A 13,261-nucleotide genomic window follows, 5' to 3' on the forward strand; every position below is an offset into this window, starting at 1 on the left:
TATGAATAACATCTTAAAAACACCATACGGAAAAATTTACTTTTCATGGAAAAAAACAATTTGGTTATACTCCATCTTCTTACCGATTTTGTTAATCGATTTTTCATCAATTGAATGGCGAGATATAATTTTAAATACCACTTTATTATTCTTAACTGTAGGCATAGGCCACTCGGTTGGTTTACACAGAGGCATAATCCACAAGTCATATCAAACAAATACAATCTTTAGAAATATTAGTCTTTATCTTTTTGTATTAACAGGATTGGGAAGCCCATTGAATTGGCTAAAACAACACTATTTCAGAGACTATTGGCAAAACAGAAATGATTGTCCAAGATATTTTCAATATAAACATTCATTAATAACAGATTATTATTGGAATCTTCACCTCACCTTTATTCCAAAAGATTTATCACGCTATCAAATTCCAAAAGAAGATTTAAATGATTCGACCATACTCTGGCTTCATAAGACATGGCAATTACACTATATCGCTTTTATGATAATGCTTTATTTTATTGTTGGCTTCAATAGTATGCTAATTGCAACATGCCTTCGTACATCTACTATCATTCTTGGTCATTGGTATATTGGTTACGCATCTCATAAATATGGATACTCAAGACACAAAATTGAAGGTGCTGATGAAAGTGGCTTTAATGATGTTTTATTAGGATTCATTTCATTTGGAGAAGGTTTTCATAACAATCATCATTCTTATCCTACTTCAGCAAAATTTTCTTCAAAGTGGTATGAAATAGATTTTGGATGGATGATTACATGGGTATTAAGAAAATTTAAAATAATTACCTCTGTAAAAACACAAAAGGGGAATTTAAAGCCAACAGCCATTGCCTATGATTTTACAAACTGGAAATTACCTAAATTATAACACCATGAAAACACAATCCGTACCATACACAAATTACGCAGAACAAAACCGAGTAGAAATGATAGATTTCTATAACGAAGCTTCTGAAGATTATAAATTTTGGAGTAACGATTATAATATGCACTTTGGTTATTTCATTCCTTTTAAAACTAATCCTTTTAAAAGAGATAGCATGCTTAATCAAATGAACACCCAAGTTGTTGAGCGACTTAAAATTGGCACCGCAAAAAACAGATTGGTAGATTTAGGTTGTGGTATGGGTGGCACCATGCGATACGCTTTAAGTGAACATAAAAACCTTATTGCCTACGGTGTTACACTTTCTGATTTTCAAGTTAAACAAGGTAATGCACTTTTGAGAGGCAAAAATGGAATTATCCTCAAAGAAAACTACAATTCAACCTCTTTTAGAGCTAATAGCTTTGATTCTGCAGTTGCTATAGAAAGTTTTTGTCATTCTGGTCATAACAAAGACTCTATAATTGAAGCCTACAGAATACTAAAACCTGGTGGTAGATTGGTGATTGCAGATGCTTTTCTTAAAAAAAATACATCTGAACTATGTAGAGGAGCAAAACATTCTTACAATAGATTATGTGACCATTGGAGTTTAGAAAAATTAGAAACCTTCACCGAAATTGAGCAGCAATTAAAAACCGCTGGTTTTAAAAACATAGCAATTGAAGACATCTCCTACAGAGTTGCTCCCTCTGTTTTGCATGTACCTTTTGCTATTACTGGATTCATTTTAAAAAAACTTTTCAGTTTTAAAACCTTAAAGAGAGAAAGTTTTCATAATCTTAAAGGCTCATTTTATGCTTTACTCACAGGACTTCACATGAAAAGTTTCGGTTATTACATCATCAGCGCCACTAAGTAAATTCTTTACGTAAATAATCAACCTACAACTATTTAACCACTAGTATGATTTCATTTTTTTAAGCTATTTTTGTGAAGCAATTGAAATTAAAAAATGCCTAACCACCAAATAAACCCTAACAACTGGATAAAACTGTATTCAGATTATCTTTTTAATTACACCATTACGCGTGTCAATGACAGAGAGGTTGCTCAAGATTTGGTGTCCGAAACTTTTTTGGCAGGTTTAAAATCCATGAAAAATTTTAAAGGTGAAGCAAGCGAACGTACTTGGCTCGTTTCCATATTAAAAAGAAAAATCATAGATTACTACCGTAAAATAAATTCTAACAAAGGGAAAGCTGAAGTTAGAATGAATTACAATGACGATAATGCTGAAGGTGATTGGCTTGAGGAACGCGTAGAAGACACATCCTATAAAACAGCTGACGAAAGACTTGAAAACACTGAGCTTGGAGACGCTATATATGCCTGCTTAGAAAAATTACCAGAAAAGCAGGCCGAGGTTTTTAAGATGAAAACTATTTTGGGTTACGACACTGAAACTATTTGTAATGAATTGAATATTACTGCGTCTAACCTTTGGGTAATCATTCATAGAGCACGTACAGCATTGGCGGATTGTATGGAAGAAAATTGGTTTTAAGATTAACAAATGAAGAAACATTTTTTATTTATTAGTTGTGAAGAAGCACAGCACATCTGTGACAAGGCGCAATATGGAGAAGCTACTTTTTGGGAACGCTTCAAACTTTCAATTCGCCTAACGTATTGCAATATGACCAAGTCCTACTCAAAACGAAACAGTACGTTAACCAAAACTATTGATGAATCTAATGTAAAATGCTTGAAAGCTGAAGAACGCCAAAAACTTCAAGACAAATTCAACCAAGAGTTAACCAAGCATCAATAAAATTGCCAACCAAACTATTGGCAGACTTTCTACCCAAAACGCACTATAATATTTAGACTGCATTTTATTTGAAAATAGAATAAACACAAGAGTTATAATTGATATTGCGATCACTGAAATTAGTATAGAATTGGAAACGCCATCCTTAAAAAATTCCAACAATACAAACACAAGTAAAAGTACAACTCCGTACCATTTTGTCTTTTTTACTCCAATAGTTTGAGGTATCGTACCCAATTTTAAACTATCGTAATTTAAATCGCGTATTTCAAAAGGCAACATAAGTGCTATAACAAACAAAAAGCGTTGCAAGCAAACTATTGCTGTATCAAAATTTAAATCAATATTATTATTAATAAGTGGAAGAATAACCGTTGTAAAACTCCAAACTAAGGCAATGATATACACTTTAAGTCCACTAATTTGCCTTAGGTTCTTTTTATCATCTACAAAGTATTTTTTTGGCAAAATAGGTATGGCATAAAGAAAAGTTATCAAACCCAAAATTGATAAAACTACTATTGTTTTCACCTCTAGCTGAATGGCATAATAGCACATTGCTAAAAAAGCTAAAAATGAAAAAACTTGAATAGCTTTTAACCAACCTGCTAAACTCCTGTGATGAAATTTTGCCAAACCAAAATATTTCACAAAGTTATACCCAGTAATAGATGCGTAGAAAACAAAATACAGTGTATTTTCATCGTATGCTATACCATATTCAATTAAGGTTATCCAAGTCATAGCATAAACACTTAATGCCACATGAACACTACTATTGATATAAAAATTAAGGATACGTTTTAGCACAGCCATAAAACAAAAATACGCATTGTGTTAATAACCCTTGGTTTCGGTTAAAAACTTTAGTTTTCATTAACGAAATAAAATACCTAAAACCGTATTTTTGCAAAATATAACAACCTATATCTTTTTTTTAATGGATACGACTTCTTTTGCACTCAGACATATTGGACCAAGTTCACAAGAACAACAAGCAATGTTAGACACCATTGGTGCAGCTAGCATTGAGCAATTAATTTCTGAAACTATTCCGGCAGATATTCGCCTAAAGAATGATTTAAACCTTGATGCTGCAATGAGCGAACAAGAATACCTAAATCATATTTATGAATTATCACAATTCAACAAGGTGTTTAAATCTTACATAGGTTTAGGATATCACCCTTGTAATTTACCTGCGGTAATTCAAAGGAATATTTTAGAAAGCCCAAGCTGGTATACTGCTTATACACCATATCAGGCGGAGATTGCTCAAGGTCGACTAGAAGCGCTTTTAAATTTCCAAACTATGGTTATTGATTTAACAGGCATGGAAATAGCAAATGCTTCACTTTTAGATGAGAGTACTGCTGCTGCTGAAGCGATGAGCCTATTATTTGCAGTAAGAGATCGTGCACAGAAAAAAGCAGAAGTTAATAAGTTCTTTGTTTCAGATTTAGTATTGCCACAAACTATTTCTTTATTAGAAACAAGAGCAAATCCTATTGGTATAGAATTAGTTATAGGAAATGAAGCTGAATTCAACCTGTCTGATGAATTCTTTGGCGCATTATTACAATATCCTGGTAAAAATGGTCAAATCACAGATATTAAAAGCTTTATTGAAAAAGCAAATGCAAAAAACATAAAAGTAGCTGTTGCTGCTGATATATTAAGTTTGGTGATGCTTGAAGCGCCAGGAAAATTTGGAGCAGACGTTGTAGTTGGTACGACGCAACGTTTTGGAATTCCTATGGGTTATGGCGGACCTCATGCAGCCTACTTCGCTACTAAAGAAGCATATAAACGTGATGTTCCAGGTCGTATTATAGGTGTTACTAAAGATGCTGATGGTAATAGAGCGCTTCGTATGGCACTTCAAACTCGCGAACAACACATTAAGAGAGATAAAGCGACTTCAAATATTTGTACCGCTCAGGTTTTATTAGCTGTTATGGCTAGTATGTATGCGGTATATCATGGTTCCGAAGGGCTTTCTTTCATTGCTCGCAAAGTTAAAAATTCGGCTTCTACTTTAGCAAGTGCTCTAGAAAAATTAGGTTTAGAGCAAACCAACTCACACTACTTTGATACCATCAGTATTAAAGCAGATGCTGTAAAAGTAAAATTTGAAGCTGAGCAAAATGAAATCAACTTCCATTATCCAGATACACACCGAGTAACTATTGCTATCAACGAAACCACAACCGTTTCTGATCTTAATAATATCATTTCAGTTTTTGAAACTGTAACAGGAAAAACAACTGATAAAATCACTTCCATTTCAGACTCTGAAACCATTCCGAACAATCTAAAACGTCAATCAGAATTTTTAACATACGATGTATTTAACACCTATCATTCAGAAACTGAATTGATGCGTTACATCAAACGTTTAGAGCGTAAAGATTTAGCTTTAAATCATTCTATGATTTCTCTAGGATCTTGTACAATGAAGTTAAATGCTGCTGCTGAAATGTTACCATTAAGCTGGAGTAGCTGGGGAAATATGCACCCTTTTGTTCCAACAGAACAAGCTAAAGGTTACACTTTAATGTTGAATGCCCTAGAAAATCAACTTACTGAAATTACAGGTTTTTCAGCAACATCATTACAACCAAACTCTGGTGCTCAAGGAGAATTTGCTGGACTAATGGTTATCAAAGCTTATCACGAATCTAGAGGTGATGACCACAGAAACATCTGCTTAATTCCATCTTCCGCTCATGGTACAAATCCAGCGAGTGCAGTGATGGCAGGAATGAAAGTGGTTGTTACCAAAGCTTCTGAAAATGGAAACATTGATGTCGATGATTTAAGAGAAAAAGCAGAATTACACAAAGATAATCTTGCTGCTTTAATGGTGACGTATCCTTCAACTCATGGAGTTTACGAATCTGCCATTAAAGAAATAACCCAAATCATTCATGATAATGGTGGTCAAGTTTATATGGATGGTGCCAATATGAATGCTCAAGTAGGATTAACAAACCCAGGAAATATTGGTGCGGATGTTTGTCACTTAAATCTTCATAAAACGTTTGCCATTCCTCATGGTGGTGGTGGACCTGGAGTTGGGCCAATCTGTGTTGCAGAACAATTAGTGCCATTTTTACCAGGTAACCCAATTATAAAAACAGGAGGTCACCAAGCTATTTCTGCTATTTCAGCAGCACCTTTTGGTTCCTCTTTAGTATGTATGATTTCTTATGGCTACATAAAAATGTTAGGCTACAGAGGTTTAAAGAAAGCTACAGAGGTTGCTATACTTAACGCTAACTATATCAAAGAAAGACTAAATAATTTCTACCCTACACTTTATTCAGGTGAAAATGGTAGAGCTGCACATGAAATGATTATCGATTGTAGAGCTTTTAAAGACAATGGTATTGAAGTTGTTGATATCGCCAAGCGTCTTATGGATTACGGTTTCCACTCTCCTACAGTGTCATTCCCAGTAGCTGGAACAATGATGATTGAACCTACAGAAAGTGAAAGTAAAGCTGAAATTGATCGTTTTTGTGATGCGATGATTTCTATTCGTCAAGAAATTGATAATTCTACCAAAGAAGACACAGAAAACATTCTTAAAAATGCTCCACATACTTTAAATATGTTAACTGCTGACGACTGGAGTTTACCTTACACTAGAGAAGTGGCCGCTTATCCTTTGGAGTATGTAAAAGATAATAAGTTTTGGCCAAGTGTAAGACGTGTAGACGAAGCTTACGGAGATAGAAACTTAATGTGTAGTTGTGCGCCAATTGAAGAATATATGGAGGCATAATTAGCTCGTTGAACATCGTAAAATAATGGCACTTTAGCTTTATATTAAAATTAAATATAGTTACATTGTCGCCTCAGACAGAATAATAAATTCGGAAACTATATATGAACATTAAGATCACAGGTATTGGTAGCTACATTCCAGAAAGTATTGAAAAGAATGAAGACTTTCATCAGCATGAATTTTTAAATACTGACGGTTCTTCAATAGAGCATCCTAATGAAATTATTGTAGATAAGTTTAAAGCTATTACTGGTATTGTTGAGCGTCGTTATGCTGATGACCAATTAGTAGCTTCAGACATCGGTTTTTTAGCTGCTCAAAAAGCAATAGATGATGCTAATGTTAATCCTGAAGAGATAGACTACATTATTTGTGCTCATAATTTTGGAGACGTAAAAGCTAACACTATTCAAAGTGATATTTTACCTTGTTTAGCCTCTCGTATAAAACACAGCTTACGAATTAAGAATCCGAAGTGTGTTGCTTACGATATTCTTTTTGGTTGTCCAGGATGGATTGAAGGAGTTATACAAGCTCAAGCATTTATTAAAGCTGGTTTAGCAAAAAGATGTCTCGTTATTGGATCTGAAACCTTATCCCGTGTGGTAGATAAGCATGATAGAGATTCCATGATTTATTCTGATGGAGCTGGCGCAAGTATTATTGAAGCTACTGAAGAAGAGGGTGGTATTATTGCACACGAATCTGCTTCTTTCACCTATGACGAAGCTTATTATTTGTTCTTTGGAAATTCAAATAACAAAGATTTATGTCCAGACACTCGTTACATAAAAATGCATGGTCGTAAAATCTACGAGTTTGCCTTAACCAATGTTGCTCAGGCAATGAAAGATTGTTTGGATAAAAGTGGTATTGATATTTCTGAAGTCAAAAAAATCCTTATCCATCAAGCCAATGAGAAAATGGATGAAGCTATTGTAAATCGTTTTTATAGATTATACAAAACAAAAGCTCCTGAAGGTATTATGCCAATGAGTATTCATAAACTAGGCAATAGCTCTGTAGCAACAGTACCTACGCTTTATGACCTTATTACAAGCCATAAACTTGAAGGGCACGAAATCAATAAAGGTGATGTTATTATTTTAGCTAGTGTTGGTGCAGGTATGCACATTAATGCTATTGTTTACAAATATTAATTTGTAAATCATTTTTCGGATACGATGTACGAAAAAACATTTCCCAATAAGCGATTTAAACTCACACTTCAGTTTTTAAAAAAGCATATTGATCCTTCTGAATCTATATTAGATTTAGGAGTCAAAAATCCTTTTTCGGAAATTATGATTTCTGAAGGTTATACAGTTGAAAATACGAAAGGTGAAGATCTGGATGAAAATCGTTCTACGATTGAAAATTCTTACGCAGAAGTTGTTACTGCTTTTGAAATTTTTGAACACCTACTCTCACCTTACGAAGTTTTAAAATCTATTAAATCTGAAAAACTTGTAATTAGCGTACCTTTAAGATTATGGTTTTCGTCCGCCTACAGAAGTAAAACTGATAAATGGGATAGACACTACCATGAGTTTGAAGACTGGCAGCTCGATTGGCTTTTAGAAAAAACAGGCTGGAAAATTATAGACCGACAACAATGGACAAATCCTGTAAAAAAGTTTGGAATCAGACCTTTTTTGAGACGGTTTACAAATCGCTATTATATTGTCTACGCTGAAAGAATTTCCGGATAGAATTCTTTAGATTTGAAATTTAGAATTTAGATATTGAATTTCTACATCGTCATACCTGCTCATAACGAAGAGGCTTTTATTAGCAAAACACTAAAGTCACTAGCCAAACAAACGCTTTTACCTAAAAAATTGGTTGTAGTCAATGATAATTCTACTGACGAAACCGATGCTATTGTAGATGATTTTTCAAAAAGACATACTTGGATTTCTCAGGTCATTTCAAAATCTTCTGATCAGCATTTACCAGGCTCTAAAATTATAAATGCGTTTTACAAAGGCTTTGAAACTTTAGATAACTCGTATGACATTATCTGTAAGTTTGATGCCGACCTTATTTTTCCAGAAAATTACCTCGAAAAACTTGCTGAACATTTTAGAAACGATTCTAAACTTGGTATGGCTTCAGGCTTTTGTTATATAGAAAAAAATAATGAATGGGTGCTTGAAAATCTGACCAACAAAGACCATATACGAGGAGCTTTAAAAGCATATAGAAAAGATTGCTTTAAACAAATCGGCCAATTAAAACCTTCAATGGGTTGGGATACTGTGGATGAGCTATTAGCAAAATACCATGGTTGGCATATTAAAACCGACGAGTCACTACACATTAAACATCTAAAACCTACTGGACAGTCCTACAATAAGGCTTCAAAATATTTACAAGGAGAAGCGATGTATAGAATGCGTTATGGCTTTTGGATTACCTTAATTTCTGCTCTGAAATTAGCTTCGAAAAAAAGAAGTTTCAGATTATTCAAAGATTATATGGCTGGCTATTTTAAAGCCAAATCCTCAAACACAGAATTTTTGGTTTCTAAAGATGAAGGTAAATTTATTAGAGATTTGCGTTGGGAGGGGATTAGAAATAAATTTTATTAAAAAATAATTTAGCTAATCTATTAATTAGATAAAGCTTAAACCCTTACGCCATGAACCCACCAAAAAATATATTTTAAAAAAAATCTATTTAGAAATATTATTAAAAAGTTAATAAACTTTTTTGTAAGATTTTTTTTTCTAAATTTATACAGCAATATTCTTGTTGACTACATTTTATTGCTGAAAACAACTTTCCTTTCTGGTATATACTAGTAGTTGTTTTTTGCAAATTCATCTAAAAATGATAGTTTATGGGATATAATTTGCTCTATGTATTAAAATCTTTTCTTAAAAAATCTAACGTTAGAATCGATTTTGACGAACTTGAAATACAGTTCCTTTCTCACCCTTCTTACCCAAGTTTACACGCTTTAACTGGTGTTCTAAATCACTTTAATATTGAAAATGCAGCCATAAGGCTACCTGTCAATAAAGATGTATTAAAAGAACTACCTGAATATTTTATAGCTCAAGTAAATTATAATAACGCACCTCAACTAGCACTCGTTCATAAAGAAGAAGAAAGCTTTAAAGTAACTTACTCAGAAAAGAAACAAGAAAGCTTAAATAAAAAACAGTTTTTAGAAAACTTTACAGGTGTTGTTTCTATAATAGAAAATGATATCACAAATAAACCTGAAGCAATAATTAACAATAATAAACACTACTTACTAGCTTCCGCTTTCTTATTTATCATATTATATCAATATTTTTATGGTATATCAAATCTCACATCTTTCTTATATATACTTTTAGCCATTTTTGGAGTTATTGTCAGTTACGCCATTTTCAAACAAGAACAAGGTGAAACTACAATCATAAACAGTACACTTTGCAATATTTCAAATGAAAAAAAAGACTGCGACTCTGTATTGAATTCCAAGGGTGCTACACTTTTCAAAACAATCAAACTAAGTGATATTAGTATGGTTTACTTTTTAGCTAGCAGCATTTCTATTTTTATGCTTAAAGCATCTGGATTTTCTTTAAGCGTAAATTACCTAATAAGTTTACTCGCATTACCTGTTACTGTATATTCTATTTACTATCAGAAATTTATTATAAAAAAATGGTGTGCACTATGTTTAACAATAGTAACAATACTTTGGTTACAAGCTGGTCTTTTGATAACAAACAACCTATTATATTTTGACATACCTATCCAATCTATATTAGCAATCATAGCATCTTACTCGATTGCAATTTTTATTTGGAACTTTACATCAAATGCAAAAAAATCAAATATTGATTTTAATAAGTTAAAGATTGACTATTTAAAATTCAAAAAGAATTTTGGCTTATTCTCTTTGGCAATACAAAATTCAGAAACAGTAAATACTTTTATTCCTGATTTTCAAGAAATGAGCTTTGGAAATAAGGAATCAAACTTAAAAATTGTTATTGTCACAAACCCTTATTGTGGCCATTGTAAATCTGTACATAAACTCATCTCTAAAATTCTTGATTTGCACAAAGACGATGTTGAAATAAAGATTCGCTTCAACATAAATACTAATGACAAGGGTGCACAAGCTGTGAATGTTACTGGTCGCTTGCTAGAACTTTATTTTTCTAAAGGAAGGAATGAGAGTTTAAGCGCAATGCATGATATTTATGGTGATGTCAATACTGAAGATTGGCTAAAAAAATGGGGGAATTGTGAAAACCTTGACTATTTCTATGATATTCTTTTACAAAGTAGAGAATGGTGCAATGAAAGTAATTTAAATTTCACTCCAGCATTACTAATTAATGAAAAAATGTATCCTAAGGAATACAGTAGAGATGACCTAATTTATTTTATTGAAGAATTAGAAGAAAATTCAACTGACAATTTAATATTACAAAAGGCGTAGTGAAAATAGAAAAGCCCTCTTAGAGGGCTTTATTTTGAATATTTCTCTCTCGCGAAGAATAGACGTAAACTGTATACACCTAAAAATATTCACGCAAATATACTCAATTGATTAAAAAATTCCCTTCATATAGACAAACTGAAGCAAAAGATTGTGGACCAACTTGTATCAAGATTGTTGCCAAACACTACGGAAAAACCATTAACACTCAAGAATTAAGGACTTTAAGCGAAACCACTAGAGAAGGAAGTAGCTTGTTAGGTTTAAGCGATGCTGCTGAATCCATAGGTTTTCATACATTAGGATTACAAACCTCACTAACAAAAATACAAAAGGCTCCTTTGCCATGTATAATACATTGGAATAACAACCACTATGTGGTATTATACAAAATTAAAAAGGACACCTATTATATTTCCGACCCTGCACATGGATTAATTAACTACAATGAAAAAGATTTTTTAAAACATTGGATAGGTAATAATGCTGAAAAAAATACAGAAGAAGGCATTGCCTTAATGATACAACCGACCCCTAAATTTTATCAAACAGAGTTTGATGACGATGAAAAATTTGGTTTCAGTTTTATATTTAAATATTTATTCAAGTACAAGAAATTCATTATTCAACTTATAATAGGTTTAATTGCCGGTAGCTTGCTACAACTAATTCTACCCTTCTTAACTCAAAGTATAGTTGATATTGGTATTCAAAACCAAGATTTAAATTTTGTTTATTTAATTCTATTAGCTCAATTAGCTCTTTTTGTTGGCAAAGCCTCTTTAGAGATTATCAGAAGTTGGATACTACTGCATTTGAGTACTAGGATTAATATCTCTTTAATTTCTGACTTTTTCATTAAGTTAATGAAATTACCTATTTCTTACTTTGATGTAAAAATGACAGGTGACTTACTACAGCGTATTAATGACCATAAACGTATAGAACGTATACTTACAACGTCATCCCTAACAATCATTTTTTCATTCTTCAATCTAATTGTTTTCAGCTTCATTTTAGCTTTTTATAGTCTTCAAATTTTTGGAGTCTTTTTTATCGGAAGTGTTTTGTATATAGGTTGGGTATTATTTTTCTTTAAAAAAAGAAAAGAACTTGATTATAAACGGTTTTCTCAAGTCAGTGAAGAACAAAGTAAGGTTATAGAACTGATAAATGGTATGCAGGAAATAAAACTGCATAATGCCGAAAAACGCATGCGTTGGAACTGGGAGTACGTTCAAGCAAAACTATTTAAAATAGCATCTAAAAACTTAGCTTTAGAACAGACTCAAAGTGTAGGTTCAAATTTAATAAACGAGCTTAAAAACATTTTTATTACCATACTTTCAGCAACATTAGTAATAGACGGTAACATAACACTAGGTATGATGATGGCTATAAGTTATATGGTAGGTCAGCTTAACGCGCCTATTGTACAACTTATAAACTTTATGAGGGAAGTGCAAGATGCTAAAATTTCCATAGAACGATTAGGTGAGATTCATAATATGGATGACGAGGAAAAACCAGAAGATCACAAAATCACCAAAATCCCAGAAAACACAGATATAACTTTAAAAAATGTAACCTTTAGATATACTGGTGAATTAGAACCAGTAATCAAAGACCTTTCTCTAACTATACCTGCAAATAAAACAACAGCCATTGTAGGTATTAGCGGTAGCGGTAAAACCACATTGATGAAATTACTACTACGTTTTTACAATATTGATAAAGGGGAAATTTATTTAGGAAAATTTAATCTAAACAATGTTTCACAAAAAACATGGAGGGCAAACTGTGGTGTGGTAATGCAAGAAGGATATATATTCAACGATACTATTGCAAACAATATTGCTGTTGGTGAAGACTATATCGATATTGACCGTCTCAAACATGCTATAGATGTAGCAAATATTTCCGATTACATAGAAGAGCTGCCCTTAAACTTTAACACCAAAATCGGTAGTGAAGGAAAAGGACTGAGTACAGGTCAAAAACAACGACTACTCATTGCTAGATCTGTTTATAAAAATCCTAAATTTTTGTTTTTTGATGAAGCAACTTCTGCTTTAGATGCCAACAATGAAAAGACCATTATGGAAAAACTAAATCACTTTTTCGAAGATAAAACTGCTATTGTAATTGCACATAGATTAAGTACCGTAAAAAACGCACATCAGATTGTGGTTTTAGACCAAGGTAAAGTTGTAGAAATAGGAACTCATGATGAGTTAATTAATAATAAAGGAAACTATTATAACCTAGTTAAAAACCAATTAGAATTAGGTAAATAAAAATATTCTTTCGCGAGGAGTAGACGTAAACTTG

At 32.5% G+C, this 13,261-nt stretch carries 11 protein-coding genes; 10 read left to right on the forward strand and 1 reads right to left on the reverse strand.

Annotation, left to right across the window (positions count from 1 at the left end; translation table 11 throughout):
• Position 1 precedes the first annotated feature (1 nt).
• The 4 genes from QGM60_RS17535 to QGM60_RS17550 all read left to right on the forward strand — a co-directional run bounded on the left by QGM60_RS17535 (position 2) and on the right by QGM60_RS17550 (position 2,687).
• Positions 2 to 895, forward strand: a complete 894-nt coding sequence (locus QGM60_RS17535) for a fatty acid desaturase (RefSeq protein ID WP_281141554.1) — start codon at positions 2 to 4, stop codon at positions 893 to 895.
• A gap of 4 nt (positions 896 to 899) precedes the next feature.
• Entirely contained in the window at positions 900 to 1,775 is an 876-nt protein-coding gene (locus tag QGM60_RS17540; protein WP_281141555.1) for a methyltransferase domain-containing protein, read from the forward strand.
• 93 nt (positions 1,776 to 1,868) lie between these two features.
• Positions 1,869 to 2,420 carry a sigma-70 family RNA polymerase sigma factor gene (locus tag QGM60_RS17545; RefSeq protein ID WP_281141556.1) on the forward strand — a complete coding sequence of 184 codons (552 nt, stop codon included), beginning with the start codon at positions 1,869 to 1,871 and terminating at the stop codon, positions 2,418 to 2,420.
• A 9-nt stretch (positions 2,421 to 2,429) separates the two neighbouring features.
• Positions 2,430 to 2,687, forward strand: a complete 258-nt coding sequence (locus tag QGM60_RS17550) for a hypothetical protein (RefSeq protein WP_281141557.1) — start codon at positions 2,430 to 2,432, stop codon at positions 2,685 to 2,687.
• On the opposite strand, the gene QGM60_RS17555 is transcribed toward QGM60_RS17550, so the two are convergent.
• Positions 2,670 to 3,503, reverse strand: coding sequence for a hypothetical protein (locus QGM60_RS17555; protein ID WP_281141558.1), 834 nt, complete (start codon positions 3,501 to 3,503; stop codon positions 2,670 to 2,672). The two genes, QGM60_RS17550 and QGM60_RS17555, sit on opposite strands and share 18 nt — an antisense overlap.
• A gap of 124 nt (positions 3,504 to 3,627) precedes the next feature.
• On the opposite strand from QGM60_RS17555, the gene gcvP reads away from it, so the two are divergent.
• From gcvP to QGM60_RS17585, 6 genes are all read left to right on the forward strand, one after another.
• Positions 3,628 to 6,477 (forward strand): aminomethyl-transferring glycine dehydrogenase, encoded by a 2,850-nt coding sequence (gene gcvP, locus QGM60_RS17560; RefSeq protein ID WP_281141599.1) that lies wholly within the window; start codon positions 3,628 to 3,630, stop codon positions 6,475 to 6,477.
• Positions 6,478 to 6,581: 104 nt separating this feature from the next.
• On the forward strand, positions 6,582 to 7,640 hold the full coding sequence (locus tag QGM60_RS17565; RefSeq protein WP_281141559.1) for a ketoacyl-ACP synthase III: 1,059 nt from the start codon (positions 6,582 to 6,584) through the stop codon (positions 7,638 to 7,640).
• A 24-nt stretch (positions 7,641 to 7,664) separates the two neighbouring features.
• Entirely contained in the window at positions 7,665 to 8,192 is a 528-nt protein-coding gene (locus QGM60_RS17570) for a methyltransferase (RefSeq protein WP_281141560.1), read from the forward strand.
• A 33-nt stretch (positions 8,193 to 8,225) separates the two neighbouring features.
• Positions 8,226 to 9,074: a glycosyltransferase family 2 protein gene (locus tag QGM60_RS17575; protein WP_281141561.1), complete on the forward strand. Its 849-nt coding sequence runs from the start codon at positions 8,226 to 8,228 to the stop codon at positions 9,072 to 9,074.
• Between the two features lie 251 nt (positions 9,075 to 9,325).
• A complete protein-coding gene (locus tag QGM60_RS17580) occupies positions 9,326 to 10,930 on the forward strand; it encodes a vitamin K epoxide reductase family protein (protein WP_281141562.1) in 1,605 nt (534 codons plus the stop codon).
• Positions 10,931 to 11,040: 110 nt separating this feature from the next.
• Complete coding sequence (locus tag QGM60_RS17585) at positions 11,041 to 13,227, forward strand: peptidase domain-containing ABC transporter (protein ID WP_281141600.1); 2,187 nt, start codon at positions 11,041 to 11,043, stop codon at positions 13,225 to 13,227.
• The last annotated feature ends 34 nt before the right edge of the window (positions 13,228 to 13,261 follow it).

It is taken from the genome of Winogradskyella sp. SYSU M77433, from assembly GCF_029911945.1.
In the GTDB taxonomy this organism is placed as follows: domain Bacteria; phylum Bacteroidota; class Bacteroidia; order Flavobacteriales; family Flavobacteriaceae; genus Winogradskyella.

Excerpts from the sequence above, each read along its gene's own strand:
- QGM60_RS17535 (WP_281141554.1), top strand. The coding sequence starts at position 2 with ATGAATAACATCTTAAAAACACCATACGGAAAAATTTACTTTTCATGG.
- QGM60_RS17540 (WP_281141555.1), top strand. The coding sequence starts at position 900 with ATGAAAACACAATCCGTACCATACACAAATTACGCAGAACAAAACCGA.
- QGM60_RS17545 (WP_281141556.1), top strand. The coding sequence starts at position 1,869 with ATGCCTAACCACCAAATAAACCCTAACAACTGGATAAAACTGTATTCA.
- QGM60_RS17550 (WP_281141557.1), top strand. The coding sequence starts at position 2,430 with ATGAAGAAACATTTTTTATTTATTAGTTGTGAAGAAGCACAGCACATC.
- QGM60_RS17555 (WP_281141558.1), bottom strand. The coding sequence starts at position 3,503 with ATGGCTGTGCTAAAACGTATCCTTAATTTTTATATCAATAGTAGTGTT.
- gcvP (WP_281141599.1), top strand. The coding sequence starts at position 3,628 with ATGGATACGACTTCTTTTGCACTCAGACATATTGGACCAAGTTCACAA.
- QGM60_RS17565 (WP_281141559.1), top strand. The coding sequence starts at position 6,582 with ATGAACATTAAGATCACAGGTATTGGTAGCTACATTCCAGAAAGTATT.
- QGM60_RS17570 (WP_281141560.1), top strand. The coding sequence starts at position 7,665 with ATGTACGAAAAAACATTTCCCAATAAGCGATTTAAACTCACACTTCAG.
- QGM60_RS17580 (WP_281141562.1), top strand. The coding sequence starts at position 9,326 with ATGGGATATAATTTGCTCTATGTATTAAAATCTTTTCTTAAAAAATCT.